Raw genomic sequence first — 17,270 nt, 5'->3', positions numbered from 1 at the left:
GAAATCCGTCGCGGTCACCGTGCGCGAGCCGCGCGCCGCCGCAACAGCGCCACGAGCACGACCATCACGAAGAGCTCGACGAGCGTCTGCGTCACCACGACGAGCGGGGCGAGCGAGAGGGATGCGGGCAGCGCGAGCGCGAGGGGAAGCACCACGAGCGAGTTGCGGGTCACCCCGCTGAAGATCGTCGCGATCCGTTCGGGTCTGCGCATCCTTACGGACCTCGCCGTGAACAGTCCCAGCAGGGCGGCGAGCGCGGCGAACGCGATGAACAGGGGCACGACGCCGGCAAGGCTGCTGAGGCGCTCCCCCACGGCGTGCACCTGCGAGCCCACGACGATCGCGAGAACGACCATCATCAACGGCACCATCGCCCCGAGCACTCCGGTCTCGACGAGGCGGATCGGCCGGAGGGTGCGCGCCAGCAGCTGGGTGAGCGCGGCGAGCGCGAGCGGCAGCGCGATCAGCAGCCCGAACGCCTCGACGAACGGACCGGGCTCGACCGCACCGACGAGGTCGGGACCCGCCATGATCCAGAGGTAGCCCGGCAGGAGCACGAGCTGGGCGAGCATGAGCAGCGGCGTCGCCGCCAGCAGGCGTTCCCTCGCACCGCCGGCGAGGTGGGCGAAGACGATGACGTAGTCGACGCAGGGGGTCAGCAGCACGAGGAGCACCCCCGCGAGCAGGGCCGCGTCGTGCGCGACGAGACGCGAGAGGGCGAAGACCACGATCGGCACGAGCACGAAGTTCAGCGCGAGGACGGCCACGAGAAAGCGCCGGTCGCGCAGCGCCTGCCCGATGCGCGCGAAGGGGACCGCGAGGAACGTCGCGTACAGGAGCGCGGCCAGTGCGGGCGTGATCGCCGCTTCGAGCACCGGTGCGCTCGCGGGCGACGTCAGGCCGACGACGGCACCGACCGCGATCGCCGCCAGGTAGAGCACGACCTGGTGCCGCTCGGCCCACTCCCCCCATCCGCGCACGAGACAAGCCTGCCGTATCGCGGCGGCGCCCCGATCAGGCGACGCGGGTGCCCGGCGGCAGCGACCGCGCCGGCGTCCGTGTGCGGCGGTAGCCGCCCCAGAACAGCAGACCGGCCACCAGCAGCTGCACGCCGAGCCCCACCATCCAACTCGGCGCGAGTCCCGCCGTCTGCTCCTCGGTGCTCGGGTAGGGCTGCTCGGGGTTCTCGCACCCGTCGGTGCGCACCTCGGTCTCCGGGGCGATCTGGGCCAGTCGCACGCCCGAGGCGATCTGCCCGAAGAGGTCCTGCGGATACCCGTTGCGGTCGTAGACCGTCGGGGTCGCGTCGGCGATCACGACGAACGGGTTGGCAGCCAGAGCCCACCACACCCGATCGAAGCGCGGCACCTCGGTCGTATAGGTCTCCCACGGGCTGCACGAGACGACCCCGCCACTCGCGTCGTACTCCGTGCCCCACCGCGTCGAGTGAGTCACCTCGGTGCGCGTGGCGATACCGCCGAGACCGAAGACGATGAGCGTGCCCACCACGAACGCGGCCATGACCAGGTAGGTCGACGCCACAGAGAACAGCGGCCGGGCCAGCAGAGCGCTGAGCCCCACGCCGATCGCGGCGAAGATGCCGATCTCGAGGATGAGCACGAGCAACGAGACCACGAGCGACACGGGTGCGACCCCGCCGGCGACCGTCGCGGCGATCAGGAACGGGACGGCGACGGCGAGGAAGGCGAGGCCTGTGATCCAAGCGGCGAGGAGCTTTCCGAACACGATCTCGCCGGTCGTGGCCCGCGTCACCTGGACGGCCGCCAGGGTCGCCGACTCCCGGTCGCCGTTCACGGCGTTGCCCGCAACCGTCGGCGCCACCAGCAGTACCAGCAGCAGCACCATGTAGACGATGACCGAGTAGATCGCGCCGCCGGGCCCGTCGCTGCCCGACCACATCCCGAAGGCAAGGAAGGAGAGCACCGTCACGCCCAGCAGGATGACGGCGAAGACGCCCAGCAGCACGTACCAGGCCACAGACCGCACCCGCTGGGTCAGCTCCAGGACGGTGATCGTCCACAGTCGCGACGCGTTCATGCGCCCTCCTCCTCGGATGCAGGGCGAGTGGTCGCCGGGTCGGAGAGATCCATGAACGCCTGCTCGAGACGACCGACGGCGGGGGCGAACTCGGTCACGGCGATGCCGGCATCCATGATGGCGCGCAGCCCCTGCGCGGCGTCCTGTTCGCCGGCGAACCCGACGACGAAGGCGTCCCGGTCCCGCCCGATGTCCTGCGGGCGCCGGCCGAGCGCCGCAGCGAACGCGACGGGCGTCGGCGGCTCCCCCCACACGCGCAGACGCCAGGGACGCACCGCCGCCGATGCGCTCGGCGCGGCGACGGACGCTCCGTCGCGGAGAAAGACCGCGTCGTCCACGAGCTCCTCGAGCTCGGCCAGAACGTGGCTCGAGACGAGCACGGTGCGCCCCGCCGCGGCGAAACCGCGCAGTAGCCGCCGCAGATCGATACGCGCCTGCGGATCGAGTCCGGATGCCGGCTCGTCGAGAAGCAGCACCTGTGGGTCGTGCACCAGGGCGCGGGCAAGGCCGAGGCGCTGCTTCTGTCCGCGCGAGAGCACCCGAGCCGGCGCGCTCGCGAGCGGCCCGAGCCCGACGTGGTCGAGAAGCGCACTGGCGCGGGCGGCCGCATCCGCCTTCGTCATGCCGTAGAGCCTGCCCGTCATGACGAGCGTCTCGCGCGCGGTCAACGCGCCCCACGCGCCCAGAGCATCCGGCATCCAGCCGAGGACGCTGCGCGCCGCAGCGGGATCCTCGACGGGATCGATGCCGTGGATCCTGATCGCGCCGGAGTCCGGACGCAGGAGCGACGCGAGCATGAGCAGCAGGGTGGTCTTGCCGGCGCCGTTGGGCCCGACGAGCCCGGTCACACGCCCCGGTTCGGCGACGAACGTCGCACCTCTCACCGCCTGCACCGGGCCGAAGGAACGGGTGACGTCACTCGCGACGATGCCGGTCGAGGTCATGCTCCGACACTAGGGGGCGGCCGCAGTCGCTCGCACGGGAAACTCTCGATCAACGAAAGAACGCGACACCGAGGTCGGCGTGATCGACGAAGATCCCGTCGAGATCCGCCTCGCGCAGCAGTTCCCACTCACCCTCGTAGTCGCCGAAACGCGCCGGTTCGCCGCCGACGCGGAACTGCCGGGACAGGAACCGGTTCTCCGGTCGGGCCGTCCAGGCGAAGACCCGCAGGCCACGCTGCTGCGCCTCGGCGACGACCGGAGCGGGACGCGTGATGCGCCCGAGGGCGTTGGGCGCGAGGATCAGCTTCTTGTCGAGGCTGATCCCGTCGAACCTGCCGACGAGCGCGTCGAGGCCTCGCGGCGAGACGATGTCCCGGTAGGTCGGCGCGTCGGAGCCGTGGTCCACGAGGAGGTCGACGGGTGAGCCCTCGGCCTCGATGAGGTGGATGTAGGTGCCCGGCACGCCGCGTTCGCGCAGCGTCGTGAGCACGGTCGGCTCGAAGGACTCGAAGATCAGCGGCGCACCCGCGTCCAGCCAGCCCGCCTGTGTCAGGTCGTGTTCGAGAAGCGGGACGAGGTCGAGGCCGATCGCCTGGAAGTACGCGGCGTGCTTGATCTCGAGCACGAGGCCGATCGGCCGCGATGCGGCGCGGATGATCTCGAGCAGATCGATCAGGCGCAGGATCGGTTCCGTGTCGTCGTGCGCACGGCTCTGCGGGCGGATGAGGGGCAGTCGCTCCCGGCACCGCAGCGTCGCCAGCTCCTCCCAGGTGAAGTCCTCGGTGAACCAGCCCGTCATCGAGTGGCCCGCGAACTGCTTCGTGCGCTTCAGGTGGGCGAACTCGGGGCGATCGGCGACATCGGTGGTGTCGGAGATCTCGTTCTCGTGCCGGATCACCAGCACGCCGTCCCGCGTGGCGACCACGTCCGGCTCCAACGCGTCGACCCCCTGAGCGATGGCGAGTTCGTAGGAAGAACGCGTGTGCTCGGGCAGATAGCCGGGTGCGCCGCGGTGGCCGATCACGAGAGGAGACATCGCGCCCAGGCTAACCCGCATCCGCTCGCCTCATATGCCGGCGGCGGCGTGCTCGTGTCCGGCTCAAAGTTCACTCACAGCGATACCCTCCCCACCCGCGGAAACACTGGGATATCGTGGGTTTGCGGCACCGTGCCGCCACCTGACTCTGGAGTGTGACCCTGCCGATGGCTTCGTCCAACCCCGCGTTCAACAACCCTGCATTCCAGGACCCCCGCGCCGTCAAGAGCTACCCCGGTGGCTCCAACGCGGCGGGGATCGGCCTGACCCCGCCCCCCGCGTCGACGGTGACGCCCGGCCAGCAGGCCGGCCTCGAGGGTGCGTTCGCCGCCCCGCCCGCCGGCGCCGCCGACACCGGTCGCATGACCGTCGAGGACACCGTCCACAAGACCGCCGCCCTCTTCGCGGTTCTCCTGATCGGCGCCGTCGCCGGATGGTTCGTCACCCTCGGCGGCACGCTGCTGCCGCGTGAGGCCACGACCCTCGTCGTCGCGCCCATGATCATCTCGGCGCTGGTCGGCTTCGTGCTCTCGCTCGTCGTGATCTTCACCTCGCGCAAGAAGGTGCGTCCCGCGCTGATCTTCGCCTACGCCGCGTTCGAGGGCATCTTCGTCGGCAGCATCTCGGCGTTCTTCGAGGTGCAGTGGGCCGGCATCGTCATCCAGGCCACCCTCGCGACGGTCGCCGTCGTCGGCGTCACTCTCGCCCTGTTCGCGAGCGGCAAGATCCGCGCCTCCAAGCGCGCCACGAAGATCTTCCTCATCGCGATGGTCGGCTACCTGGTGTTCAGCCTGCTGAACGTCGTGCTGATGCTCTTCGGTGTCTTCCCCGCCGGCCAGATGTTCGGCCTGCGCAGCCAGCTGATCTTCGGTGTTCCGCTGGGCCTGATCCTGGGCGTGTTCGTCGTGATCCTCGCCGCGTACTCGCTGGTGCTCGACTTCGACTCCATCCAGCAGGGCGTGCGCAACGGCGCTCCCCGCCAGTTCGCCTGGATGGGCGGCTTCGGCATCATGGTCACGGTCGTGTGGCTGTACCTGGAGATCCTGCGAATGATCGCGATCCTCCGAGGCAACAACTAGCGCTGCAGCGCTTCGAAGGGCCGCCCCTCGGGGCGGCCCTTCGTCGTTGGCTCCGGGTCCGGCTTGCCGCCCGGAGTAAAGTCGCAGCAGCAGGCGGGAGAGGAGCGACGGTGCGAAGAGGCTCGAACCTGCCCGCCGTCGGCACGTACAACCAGACGGTGGTGCTGGACATCATCCGACGCTCGCGCGACGGCCTCAGCCGCGTGGAGCTGTCTGAGCAGACCGGGCTCTCGGCGCAGACCCTCAGCAACGTGACCCGGCGCCTGAGTGCGCAGGGCCTCATCGTCGAGGCGGGCAAAGTGATCTCCGGCCCCGGCAAGCCCCGCACGCTGCTCGCCCTCAATCCGCGCTCCCGCTACGCCATCGGCATCCATCTCGACCCGGCCGTCGACACGATCGTCCTCGTCGACATGGCCGGAACCGTCATCGCGCAGGCGGAGCATCCCCCCGCGCGATCGATGCAGACGACCCAACTGATCGCGTCGATGGCGGCGGCCGTCTCGGACATCATCGCCCGCTCCGGCATCGACGTGGAGCGCATCCTCGGCATCGGCGTCGCCGCCCCGGGACCGCTCGAGTCCGAGCGGTTCCTCAACCCGCCGTTGCTGCCCGCGTGGCACGGCGTCGACATCCGCGGCGAACTCGCGACGGCGACGGGGTTCGCCGTCGTCGTCGAGAAGGACGTCACCGCGGCGGTCGTCGGCGAGCTGTGGCTGGATCGCAGCGACGACGTCGGCGACGCCATCTTCTTCTACTACGGCGCCGGCATCGGGGCGGGCCTCGCGGTCGCGAGCACCCCGGTACGCGGCGCCACCGGGAACGCGGGCGACATCGCCCACCTGACCGTCGACCGCGACGGCCCGCTCTGCGAGTGCGGGATGCCCGGATGTCTCGGCATCGCGCTCGAACCGGCGTCCGTGCTGACGGAGGCCGGGATCCGGGAGCCGGGCATGCGCGCAGCCGATGTCCCGGTGGATCCTCGTCCCGAACTGGACCGACTGCGCCTGCTCGCCGAGAGCGGCGACGCGCGCGCGTTCGGTGCGATCGAGCGGGCGGCCAAGCGGCTCGCCCGCGGGCTCGTGCAGATCGACAACCTGCTCGACGCGGGCGTCGCGATCATGGCGGGCCCGGTCTGGGCGCGCCTCGCACCCGTACTGCGCGAGCCGCTGCAGGCCTTCGTCGCCGCAGATCCGGCCGTGCGGACGATGCGACCGCTGCGCCTGCGCGAGTCGCGGTTGGGAACGGATGCGGCCGCCGTAGGCGCGGCCTGTCTGCTGCTGGACGGCGCGTTCACAGCCCGCACATCCGATCTGCTCATCACCCGCTGAGCTCTCACCGCTGTTGTGAAATCGAGACTTGACGCGATTACTCCATTTGATAGATTTACTCCGCGCGGCGCCCGGATGGCGCTCAGCCCTAGCAAAGGAGCAGGAATGCGTCACAGGAGTCCCCTCGCCCTCGCCGCCCTCGCGGCGGCCGGGCTCATCGTCGCCGGGTGCAGCGCGGCGTCGCCGTCCACCGCGGACGAGAGCGGCGAGCGCACGATCACGGTCGCCTACCAGAAGACGTCGGCCTTCCATCAGCTGGACGACCTCTTCAAGAAGGTCAAGCCCGAGTTCGAGGCCGCCAACCCCGGCGTCACCGTCAACCTCCAGCCCATCGAGTCCGAGGACGAGTACTTCACGAAACTCGCCCTCATGAACGGCTCGCCCGACACCGCCCCGGACGTGATCTACGAAGACACCTTCCAGATCCGCTCCGACGCGGCGGCCGGATACCTGCTGCCGATCGACGACTACGTGAACAACTGGGCGGACTGGGACCAGTTCTACGACGCCGCGAAGCAGGCCGGACTCGGTGACGACGGCAAGACCTACGGCGTCTCCATGGGGACGGATACGCGCGGGATCTACTACAACAAGACACTGTTCGCCGCCGCGGGGCTGCCGACCGACTGGCAGCCGGAGAGCTGGGACGACATCCTCGATGCCGCTCGCAAGATCAAGGCGAGCAACCCCGACGTCATCCCGCTCAACATCTACGGCAGCAAGGCCGCAGGCGAGCAGGCGTCGATGCAGGGCATCGAGATGCTGCTCTACGGCACCGACTCCACCCTCTACGACACCGACGCGCAGAAGTGGGTGACCGGCTCGGCCGGACTCAAGGACACCTTCGGCTTCTATAAGGACCTCTACTCCGAGTCGCTCGCGACGCCGCTCGATCTCGCACTCGACCCGACCATCGGCAGCCGCGTGTCGACGGAACTGATCCCGCAGGGCAAGCTCGCGATGGCGATCGACGGCTCGTGGCTTCCCGGCGGCTGGATCGAGGGCGACCACGCCTGGCCCGAGTGGCAGCAGACGATGGGGTTGGCCAAGATGCCGACGCAGGACGGCGGCGACCCCGGCTTCACCTCGATGTCGGGCGGCTGGACGCTCGCCGTCGGCTCGCAGTCGAAGCACCCGAAGACGTCCTTCGACTTCATCGCGATGGCCCTCAACCAGGAGAACTCGCTCAAGTACGACACCGAGAACAGCCAGATCGCGGTGCGCGACGACGTCGCGACCTCCGACGAGTACCTCTCGTACAACCCCACGTTCAAGTTCTTCTCGGACCTCGTGCAGTACACGCACTTCCGCCCCGCGACGCCGGACTACTCGCAGATCTCGAGCTCGCTGCAGCAGGCGGCCGAGTCGGTTATCACGGGCGACAAGACACCTGAGCAGGCCGCATCCGACTACGACGCCGACGTCACCAAGATCGTGGGCGCCTCCGGCACCAAGCAGGGCGACTGATCGCATGACGATCACCGCCGCCCGCCTGCCTTCACGCCCTCGCGGGCGTGGGGGCAGGCGGAACACCCTGCGCGCCATCTCGCAGTCGACGCCCCTCCTCCCCGCGCTCGTCCTGCTGACGGTCTTCCTCGTGGGCCCTATGGTCTTCGCGCTGTGGGGATCGCTCACGAACTCCGCGCTCACGGGCTACCGCGCCGCACGCCCCCAGTTCATCGGCCTCGACAACTACGTCGCGCTGTTCGGCGATGCGGACTTCTGGAACTCCCTGCTGCTGACCGTCGTGTTCGTGCTGTTCTCGGCGATCATCGGCCAGAACGTGCTGGGCCTCGCACTCGCGGTGCTGCTGCGTGCCTCGTCGAAGATCGTCTCCTCGATCGTCAGCACCCTCGTCGTGGTGGCATGGGTGCTGCCCGAGATCGTCGCGGCCTTCGCGCTGTACGCGTTCTTCTCCTCCGACGGCACACTCAACTCTGCGCTGAACGCGATGGGGCTGGGCAGTGTGAGCTGGCTCATCGACTACCCCATGCTGTCGGTGATCCTCGCGAACATCTGGCGCGGCACGGCTTTCTCGATGCTCGTCTACAACGCCGCACTCGGCGAGGTCCCGCCGGAGGTCGACGAAGCCGCGCAGCTGGACGGCACGAACACGGTGCAGCGTTTCTTCCTCGTCACCCTGCCGATCATCCGGCGCTCGATCGCGACCAACCTCATGCTGACCACCCTTCAGACCCTCGGCACGTTCGGTCTGATCTGGGTGATGACCGGAGGCGGGCCCGGCACCCGCAGCTCGACCCTGCCGGTGCTGGCCTACCAGGAGGCCTTCCGCTTCGCGCAGGTCGGTTACGGCACAGCTATCGCCGCCGTGACGATCGTGCTCGGGGCCGTCTTCGCCGCCCTGTACATCAAGATCCTCAAGCCGGAGGTGGAGTCATGACGGCGACCAGCGCCATCGTCACTCGCGGGCGGCACCGCACGGGAGCCCTCAGCGTCGCCTCTCCGCGGCGACGGCGGGTGAAGCTGCTCGCCGATCTCGTCCTCATCGTCATCGGCGCCGCCTTCCTCATCCCCATCGCCTGGATCGTGTTCTCGGCGCTGGATCCGTCGGCCACCGTCTCGATCTCGATTCCGGATGCGCTCACGCTCGACAACTTCGCCGCGGTGCTGAACGTCTCGCAGACGCTCGTCCCCCTGGCGAACTCGGCGCTGATCTCCTTCGGCACCGCAACGCTGACGGTCGTCGTCGGCATCCTCGCCGCCTACCCGCTGTCGCGCTTCAACAGTCGCTTCCAGCGCAGCTTCCTCTCGGGCGTGCTCTTCGGCTCGTGCCTGCCGATCACCGCGCTCATGGTCCCCGTCTACGCGATGTTCGTGCAGATGAAGCTGCTCGACTCGCTCGTGGGCGTCGTGCTGTTCATGTCCGCGACATCGTTGCCGATGGCCGTGTGGATGCTGAAGAACTTCATGGACTCGGTACCGGTGTCGCTCGAAGAGGCGGCCTGGGTCGACGGGGCATCCGCGATGCGGGCCCTCGGGCAGATCGTGCTCCCCCTCATGCGACCGGGCATCGGCGTCGTCTTCATCTTCGTGTTCACGCAGGCCTGGGGAAACTTCTTCGTTCCCTTCGTCCTCCTGTTCAGCTCGGAGAAGATGCCCGCGGCCGTGGCGATCTTCACGTTCTTCGGCAACCACGGAGCCGTCGCCTACGGGCAGCTGGCCGCATTCGCGCTGCTGTACTCCGTGCCGATCCTCGTCCTCTACCTCGTGATGCAGCGCATCACCGGCAGCTCGTTCGCCCTCGCCGGCGGCGTCAAGGGCTGACCCCGACCATCAAGGAATCCCCACTATGCACGACCGCTCTGCGCTCATCCTGCTGCGCATCGACCGCTTCATCCGTGAACGCCTGCAGCCAGCGCTCTACCGGGCACGCCAGCCACTGTCGGTGTCGGCGTGGGAGGCACCGGGCGAACCCGTCGCCTTCGACGTCGCCGCCGCGGCGCCGTACGCGCCCTTCACCGTCGGCTCACCCTGGGGCCGTCCGTGGGGTACGACATGGTTCGCCGTCACGGGCGACGTCCCCGCCCCGTGGCGCGACGCCGAAGGCCGACTGCCCGAGCACACCCGCGTCGAACTGGTCGTCGACCTCGGCTTCACCGCAGGCCAGAGCGGGTTCCAGGCGGAGGCGCTCGTGTGGGATCGCTCGGGCGCGCCGATGAAGGGGATCTCGCCCTTCAACACGGCCGTACCCGCAGCCGTCGACGCGGCAGGGCACGTGGACGTGCTGATCGAGGCCGCATCCAACCCCGACGTCGGCAGCCTGTTCACGTTCGAGCCCACGCACCTCGGCGACCCCGCGACCGCCGGCGTCTCGCCGTCGTACGTGCTGCGCGCGGTGGATATCGCGCTCCGCGACATCGGGGTGCAGGAGCTGCTGGCCGACACCGTCATGCTGCGCACGCTGGCCGACGAGCTCGATCCCGCATCCGCACGCCGCGCGGAGATCCTGGAGGGGCTGGATCGGATGGTCGATGCGGTCGATCCCGAAGCGGTGAGCACGACGGTCGCCGCGGGTCGACGCGTTCTGGAACCGCTCCTGGCGCGGCCGGCTCACGCGAGTGCGCACACCCTGCACGCGGTCGGGCACGCGCACATCGACTCGGCGTGGCTCTGGCCCGTCCGAGAGACCGCGCGCAAGGTGTCGCGCACCTTCTCCAACGTGCTCTCGCTCATGGACGAGGACGAGGACTTCGTGTTCGCGAGTTCCTCCGCGCAGCAGTTCGCCTGGATGAAGGAGCACTACCCGGCACTCTGGCAGCGCCTGCTCGCTCGCGTGCGCGAGGGCCGGTTCATCCCCGTCGGAGGGATGTGGGTGGAATCCGACACCAACATGGTCGGCGCCGAGGCCATGGCTCGTCAGCTGCTCGAGGGCAAGACCTTCTTCCTGGAGGAGTTCGGCATCGAGACCCCCGAGGTGTGGCTGCCCGACTCCTTCGGCTACTCCGCTGCGCTCCCGCAGATCATCCGGGCGTCGGGGTCGAAGTGGTTCCTGACGCAGAAGATCTCCTGGAACGAGACGAACCGGATGCCGCACCACACCTTCCTCTGGGAAGGGATCGACGGCACGCGGGTGTTCACGCACTTCCCCCCGGTCGACAAGTACAACTCCGACGTGTCCGCGCACGATCTCGCACACGCCCAGCGCAACTTCTCCGACAAAGGCCGCACGAACGTGTCGCTGCTGCCCTACGGGTACGGCGACGGCGGCGGCGGCCCGACAGCGGAGATGACGGCGGCGATCGCCCGCACGCGCTCCCTGGAAGGCGCGCCCCTCGTCGAGCACTCCACGCCGGCGCGCTTCTTCGAGACGGCGGAGCGCGAGTACACGAGCCCCGAGACGTGGGCGGGCGAGCTGTATCTGGAGTTCCACCGCGGCACCTACACGAGTCAGCTGCGCACCAAGCAGGGCAACCGGCGCAGCGAGCACCTGCTGCGCGAGGCCGAGCTGTGGGCCGCGACCGCCACAGTTCGCACCGGCGCGGACTATCCCGCGGCGGACCTCAAGCGCCTGTGGCGGTTGGTGCTGCTGCAGCAGTTCCACGACATCCTTCCGGGCTCCTCCATCGCGTGGGTGCACCGCGACGCCGAGCGCAACTACGCGGCGATCGCCGCCGAGCTGGAGCAGATCATCGATCGCAGCCTGCGGGCGCTGGCCGGCACCGGCACGCGCACCCTGCGGGTCAACGCGGCGCCCCACGCCCGCGGCGACGTCCCTGCTCTCGGCGCCGGCGCCGCTGCCTCCTCCGTCGCCGTGACGCCGGTGGCGACCGCATCCGGATTCGTCCTGGAGAACGAGCTGGTGCGGGTCGGCATCGATGCGGACGGGATGATCGCCTCCCTCGTCGACCTGCGCACGGGGCGCGAGAGCCTGCCCCCCGCTCAGCGGGCGGCGCTGTTCCAGCTGCACCGCGACACCCCGACGCAGTGGGATGCGTGGGACATCGACGAGCACTACCGCCGCCATGTCACCGACCTCGTCGAGGCGGACGAGGTGGACATCGACGGCGACGCGGTCGTCGTGCGCCGCTGTTTCGGCGCCTCGACGCTCGAGACGCGGTTCACCCTCGACGCGGGCTCACGTACCGTGCGGCTCGCGATCGACGTCGACTGGCACGAGCAGCAGAAGCTGCTGAAGCTCGCCGTACCCGTCGATGTGCACACCGACCAGGCGCGTTCCGAGATCCAGTTCGGGCACATCGTGCGCCCGACGCACACGAACACGTCGTGGGATGCGGCCCGCTTCGAGACCGTCGCACACCGCTGGGTGCATGTGGCGGAGCCCGGGTTCGGCGTCGCCGTCGTGAACGACTCCACGTACGGGCACGACATCACTCGTCAGCCCCGGCAGGACGGGGGCACGTCCTCGACTGTGCGCCTGTCGATCATCCGCGGCGCGCTGTTCCCCGACCCGCAGCAGGACCAGGGTCCGCACCACCTCGAGGTCGGCATCGTGGTCGGCGCCGAGGTGCACGACGCGATCGTCGAGGGGTACCGCATCAATCTCCCCGAGCGCGTCGTCCCCTCATCCGAGGCGGCCCGGATCGCGCCGATCGTGACCGTGTCGGACCCGTCCGTCGTGGTGGAGGCGGTCAAGCTCGCCGAGGACGGCAGCTCCGATGTGATCGTCCGGCTCTACGAGTCGCTCGGCCGCCGCATCCGCACGGCCGTCACGGCCGGGTTCGAGCACCGCGGCGTCACGGAGACGGATCTGCTCGAACGCGAGGTGTCCGCCAGCGCGCTGGTCGCGACGGATGCCGGCGGCACCGAGCTCGCCCTGCGCCCGTTCCAGATCGTGACGCTGCGCTTCTCCCGCACCTGACCGTCCTCCCTCCCCTCCCCCTCCGGCTCCGGCCGGGGCGCGCCGACCGCGACGACGGGAGGGGCCGGGCGGGAGCCCAGGTGCGTCAGCGCGGGGCGAGGATGCGGCGCACGAGAGCGGCGAGGGCGTCGCGGATGCGATCGGGCGCGAAGTCGGCGGCACGCGCGAGCGCGGCGCGAGACAGTCGCTCGCGCGCGGCGGGATCGCGCAGCACGCAGATGACGGCGTCCGCCCACGCCTCCTCGTCGCCGTCCGCGACGAGGACGCCGCCGCCGGTGCCGAGCTGGTCGCGGGGGCCGTAGCGCACGTCGTACGAGACGACCGGAACGCCGCGGCTCATGGCCTCGAGCGCCGCGAGCCCCTGACCCTCGAACGCCGTCGTCTGCACCATGAGCGCCGCGCCGTCGAAGAGCGCGGGCCCCGCCTCGCTGCGCCCCTCGAGCGAGACGGATGCGGCGAGCCCGAGCTCGTCGATCAGGTGCTGCAGATCGGCGCGCAGCGCCCCGTCGCCCCAGATCTCGAGCCGCGCCTCCGGCACGGCGGCGACGACGCGCCGCCACGCCCGAACGGCCTGATCGATGCGCTTTCCCGGCGCGAGACGCCCCAGCATGACGACACGGTGGGGGTCGGTCGGTGCCGGCTCGTCGACGACGGGAGGCGCGGCGTTCGGCAGCACCGTCGCCCCCGGATGCGCACCGAACCGCTCCTCGGCGTCGGTGCGCTGCTGGGCGGTCGGCCAGAGCACCGCGTCGAAGCGGTCTGCGACGGCGAACCACCGTCGCCAGAGATCGTTGACCGGCGCGTCGGGAGCGTAGGGTGCGCCGAGATGCGTCGTATGGATGGTGTGCGCGATCCGCACGCCCGCCGGCGGAGCATCCGCGAGCAGCTCGCCGAGCTGGCGTGACTCGCAGAACAGCACGACCTGCTGCGCGAGCGCGGCGACGACGTGCGCGAGCCAGGCACGGTACAGCCCGCCGAAGCCGGGCAGGATGCGGTCGCCGTCCGGCGCGTGCACGACGACCGCCGCCTGTGTGAGGTGCCAGTCGGGGTCACCGGGGATCACCGGCAGCGCGAGCAGGGGCCGGCCCGCCGCATCCCGGATCTCGCGGTATTCGACATCGGGGGTGGCCGCACCCGGTGTCGCGGCGGCGATCAGCCATCCGGGGTCGGCTGCGGCGTCGTCGAAGAGATTGCGGAACGCCTCGACGGACGCGGCGGCGCCGGCGGCGACGAAGGCCTCACGGTGCGCGGCGTGGTCGCCCGGCGTGCCGGGGTCGACGCTGAGCAGGTGCACTCGCGCTCCCGCGTCGGCGAGCAGCCGCGCCCGCTGCAGCGTCGCGACCGTGTAGCCGCCGTCGAGTCCGGGGATGAGTCGCGACGTGAGCACGAGCGCGGTCACACCCTCGAGCGCGCCGTTCACGAGGCGATCATCTCTCTCCACTCTCCTGAGCGGAGAGCGAAGGGGTGTCCCTTCTCGGGCAATCGGGGTGCAGGGGTCCCCGCTCGTGCCTGAGAAGGGACACCCTGAGCTCGGTGTCCCCCGAGCTCACTCCCACTCGATGGTCCCCGGGGGCTTCGACGTGACGTCGAGAACCACGCGGTTCACGTCGCGCACCTCGTTCGTGATCCGGTTGGAGATCTTCGACAGGACGTCGTACGGCAGACGGGTCCAGTCCGCCGTCATTGCGTCCTCGCTGGAGACGGGGCGCAGCACGATCGGATGTCCGTAGGTGCGTCCGTCGCCCTGCACACCGACCGAACGCACGTCCGCGAGCAGCACGACCGGGCACTGCCAGATCTCGCCGTCCAGGCCCGCCTTGGTCAGCTCCGCACGCGCGATGGCGTCGGCGTCCCGCAGAATCTCGAGGCGGTCAGCGGTGACCTCACCCACGATGCGGATGCCGAGGCCGGGGCCCGGAAAGGGCTGGCGTGCCACGATCGCCTCCGGAAGGCCGAGGTCGCGGCCGATCTGGCGCACCTCGTCCTTGAACAGCGTGCGCAACGGCTCGATGAGCTCGAACTGCAGGTCTTCCGGCAGACCGCCCACGTTGTGGTGGCTCTTGATGTTGGCGGTACCCGCACCGCCGCCCGACTCCACGACGTCGGGGTAGAGCGTGCCCTGCACGAGGAACCGGATGGGCTCGCCGTCGGCAGCAGCTTCCGCGACCAGGTCGCGCTCGGCGGCCTCGAAGGCGCGGATGAACTCGCGGCCGATGATCTTGCGCTTCTGCTCGGGGTCGCTCACGCCCTCGAGGGCGCCGAGGAACTGCTCGCGCGCGTCGATCGTGATCAGGCGCACACCCGTCGAGGCGACGTAGTCGTTCTCGACCTGCTCCCGCTCGCCCTTTCGCAGCAGCCCGTGGTCGACGAAGATCGCCGTGAGCTTGTCGCCGACGGCCTTGTGCACGAGCGCGGTGGACACGGCGGAGTCGACGCCGCCGGACAGCGCCGAGATGACGCGGCCCTCGCCGACCTGCGCGCGGATCTTCTCGACCTGTTCGGCGATGACGTTGCCGCTGTTCCAGTCGGCCCCGAGGCCCGCCGCCTTGTGGAGGAAGTTCTCCAGCACGGTCTGGCCGTAGTCGGAGTGCTTGACCTCAGGGTGCCACTGCACGCCGTAGAACCGGCGCGTGTCGTTGGCGAAGGCGGCGACGGGCGTCGCCGCGGTACGCGCGAGCACGTCGAAGCCCTCGGGCGCACGAGAGACCTGGTCGCCGTGGCTCATCCAGACGTTCTGTTCGGCCGGGGTGCCCTCGAGCAGCGTCCCCTCGGTCACGATCGTCGCATCGGTGGCGCCGTACTCGCGCAGTCCCGTGTTCGCGACCTCGCCGCCGAGGGCCTGGGCCATGACCTGGAAGCCGTAGCAGATGCCGAGGGTCGGCACACCGAGATCGAAGACCTCCGTGTCCAGTGCGGGGGCCCCGTCTTCGTACACCGACGACGGTCCGCCGGAGAGGATGATGCCCACCGGGTTCTTCGCCGCGATGTCGGCGGCGGATGCGGTGTGCGGCACGATCTCGCTGTAGACGCCGGCTTCGCGCACACGACGGGCGATCAACTGCGCGTACTGGGCGCCGAAGTCGACGACCAGCACGGGACGCTGGGAGGTATCGGTCTGCTCGGTCAACGGCTGCTCTCTGTCGCGGCGGCGGATGCGGGAGGTGCCTCGGCGGCTTCACGGACCGCGAGGTAGCGCTTGACGTCACGGGCGACGATCGCCTCCATGACGAAGGAGAGGAAGGGCACGACACCGCCCGCCGCGAGCAGCAGCAGACGCCACAGCGGCCACCGCATGAGGCTCCACACGCGGAAGCAGGCGATGAGGTAGACGACGTAGAACCAGCCGTGCACGATGAGGATGCCGAGCGACAGATTGACGCCGTCGCCGGTGGAGACCAAGTCGCCCTCGGGGCCCGGCACGACCGGCGCGAACCAGAGGAATCCGCCCGATCCGCCGAGGAACAGTTCGACGGCGAGCGAGGGCGTGTACTTCAGGATCATCTCGGTGACCAGCAACAGCAGGCCGACGCCGGTGATCACGGAGCAGATCTGGTAGAACCGCAGCGCCTTGCGGATCGCCGGGAAGGTGGCGAGTTTCGGGGCGGGCATGCACCCCAGTCTAGTCGTGCGACCGAGCGCCCGCCCGGCCCCGGGACTCAGGCGTCGACGGCCTCGGCGTCCGCGAGCTCCTCGAGCTCCTTCTCCCACGCATCCTTCGCCAGGCGGTACCAGAGATAGAACGCGAAGCCGGCGAAGATCACCCATTCGGCAGCGTAGAAGATGTTGAGCCAGTTGACGGCGGATCCCGCATCCGGGGCCGGCGAATCGATGTCGGCGAGGCCGCCCATCGGGTCGTCCGCCACGACGAACTGACGGTAGACGTCGGTGTCGCCGATGTCCTGCCAACGACTCAGCAGCGCGGCGGGCGACATCCGCGTGATCTCCCACGGGTCGCTCTTGGGCGGCGGCACGGGCCCCTCGTCGGCGACGATCCGTCCCGTGAGCGTGACGACCTCGTTCGCGTCGGTGCTCTGGGACAGCGCCTCGGCGGCGGCATCCGCCTCGTCCCGCGAAGCGGCCCAGCCCACGGCGACCGCGAGTGAGGCGTCCGGATCGACCGCGCGCAGGTGGGCGGTGACCCAGTACCCCTCGACACCGCCGTTGTACCGCGAGGCGACGACGATGAAGTCGCTCGGAACGAACGTACCGCTGACCTCGACGCGCTGACCGATGAGCGGATCCGTCAGGTACTCCCCGGGGACGGCGACCTCGGCGATCGGCATGACCTGCTCGGTTGCCCCCTCTTCGCGCGGAGCCGTGTCGACCGCGCGCGCGAGCTGCCACTGGCCGAGCCACGCGAACACCGCCGCGACGGCGAGGCACAGCAGCAGCATCGCGATCCAGCGACCGCGCAGCATGACCTCGCGCAGAGTCGGGGGGAAGACCTCGGGAAGGTCGTCGGATGCGGGGGAGCTCACGATGGGA

Annotated in this window: 14 protein-coding genes; 6 read left to right on the top strand and 8 right to left on the bottom strand. The window is 69.9% G+C overall.

The window, feature by feature from the left end; translation table 11 throughout:
• Nucleotides 1-14 precede the first annotated feature (14 nt).
• From PQV94_RS03550 to PQV94_RS03535, 4 genes are read right to left on the bottom strand one after another with little or no spacing between them, the layout of a single operon-like run.
• Nucleotides 15-980 (bottom strand): arsenic resistance protein, encoded by a 966-nt coding sequence (locus tag PQV94_RS03550; protein WP_274287425.1) that lies wholly within the window; start codon nt 978-980, stop codon nt 15-17.
• 34 nt (nt 981-1,014) lie between these two features.
• Nucleotides 1,015-2,058, bottom strand: a complete 1,044-nt coding sequence (locus PQV94_RS03545) for an ABC transporter permease (protein ID WP_274287424.1) — start codon at nt 2,056-2,058, stop codon at nt 1,015-1,017.
• On the bottom strand, nt 2,055-3,002 hold the full coding sequence (locus PQV94_RS03540) for an ABC transporter ATP-binding protein (RefSeq protein WP_274287423.1): 948 nt from the start codon (nt 3,000-3,002) through the stop codon (nt 2,055-2,057). Before PQV94_RS03540 ends, PQV94_RS03545 begins: the two co-directional genes overlap by 4 nt.
• A gap of 49 nt (nt 3,003-3,051) precedes the next feature.
• Complete coding sequence (locus PQV94_RS03535; protein ID WP_274287422.1) at nt 3,052-4,038, bottom strand: glycerophosphodiester phosphodiesterase family protein; 987 nt, start codon at nt 4,036-4,038, stop codon at nt 3,052-3,054.
• Nucleotides 4,039-4,205: 167 nt separating this feature from the next.
• Between PQV94_RS03535 and PQV94_RS03530 the strand changes: the two genes are divergently transcribed.
• The 6 genes from PQV94_RS03530 to PQV94_RS03505 all read left to right on the top strand — a co-directional run bounded on the left by PQV94_RS03530 (nt 4,206) and on the right by PQV94_RS03505 (nt 12,785).
• Nucleotides 4,206-5,117 carry a Bax inhibitor-1/YccA family protein gene (locus PQV94_RS03530; protein ID WP_274287421.1) on the top strand — a complete coding sequence of 304 codons (912 nt, stop codon included), beginning with the start codon at nt 4,206-4,208 and terminating at the stop codon, nt 5,115-5,117.
• A 110-nt stretch (nt 5,118-5,227) separates the two neighbouring features.
• A complete protein-coding gene (locus tag PQV94_RS03525; RefSeq protein WP_274287420.1) occupies nt 5,228-6,445 on the top strand; it encodes an ROK family transcriptional regulator in 1,218 nt (405 codons plus the stop codon).
• A gap of 105 nt (nt 6,446-6,550) precedes the next feature.
• On the top strand, nt 6,551-7,912 hold the full coding sequence (locus PQV94_RS03520; protein WP_274287419.1) for an extracellular solute-binding protein: 1,362 nt from the start codon (nt 6,551-6,553) through the stop codon (nt 7,910-7,912).
• Nucleotides 7,913-7,916: 4 nt separating this feature from the next.
• Nucleotides 7,917-8,846, top strand: coding sequence for a carbohydrate ABC transporter permease (locus PQV94_RS03515; RefSeq protein WP_274287418.1), 930 nt, complete (start codon nt 7,917-7,919; stop codon nt 8,844-8,846).
• A complete protein-coding gene (locus PQV94_RS03510; protein ID WP_274287417.1) occupies nt 8,843-9,730 on the top strand; it encodes a carbohydrate ABC transporter permease in 888 nt (295 codons plus the stop codon). Before PQV94_RS03515 ends, PQV94_RS03510 begins: the two co-directional genes overlap by 4 nt.
• A 25-nt stretch (nt 9,731-9,755) precedes the next feature.
• Nucleotides 9,756-12,785 (top strand): alpha-mannosidase, encoded by a 3,030-nt coding sequence (locus PQV94_RS03505; protein ID WP_274287416.1) that lies wholly within the window; start codon nt 9,756-9,758, stop codon nt 12,783-12,785.
• Nucleotides 12,786-12,870: 85 nt separating this feature from the next.
• On the opposite strand, the gene PQV94_RS03500 is transcribed toward PQV94_RS03505, so the two are convergent.
• The 4 genes from PQV94_RS03500 to PQV94_RS03485 all read right to left on the bottom strand — a co-directional run bounded on the left by PQV94_RS03500 (nt 12,871) and on the right by PQV94_RS03485 (nt 17,266).
• Nucleotides 12,871-14,205: a glycosyltransferase gene (locus PQV94_RS03500; protein ID WP_274287415.1), complete on the bottom strand. Its 1,335-nt coding sequence runs from the start codon at nt 14,203-14,205 to the stop codon at nt 12,871-12,873.
• A 126-nt stretch (nt 14,206-14,331) separates the two neighbouring features.
• Nucleotides 14,332-15,912 (bottom strand): glutamine-hydrolyzing GMP synthase, encoded by a 1,581-nt coding sequence (gene guaA, locus PQV94_RS03495; protein ID WP_274287414.1) that lies wholly within the window; start codon nt 15,910-15,912, stop codon nt 14,332-14,334.
• On the bottom strand, nt 15,909-16,394 hold the full coding sequence (locus PQV94_RS03490; protein ID WP_274287413.1) for a DUF3817 domain-containing protein: 486 nt from the start codon (nt 16,392-16,394) through the stop codon (nt 15,909-15,911). The genes guaA and PQV94_RS03490 overlap by 4 nt, the downstream gene beginning before the upstream one ends.
• Nucleotides 16,395-16,441: 47 nt before the next feature.
• The gene (locus PQV94_RS03485; protein WP_274288212.1) at nt 16,442-17,266 is read right to left on the bottom strand and encodes an SURF1 family protein; all 825 of its coding nucleotides are present in this window, start codon (nt 17,264-17,266) and stop codon (nt 16,442-16,444) included.
• Nucleotides 17,267-17,270 lie beyond the last annotated feature (4 nt).

Source organism: Microbacterium sp. Clip185, assembly GCF_028743715.1.
Taxonomy (GTDB): Bacteria; Actinomycetota; Actinomycetes; order Actinomycetales; family Microbacteriaceae; genus Microbacterium.
The sequence above is the reverse complement of the archived record's forward strand: the minus strand, read 5'-3'. Positions and strand labels throughout refer to the sequence as shown.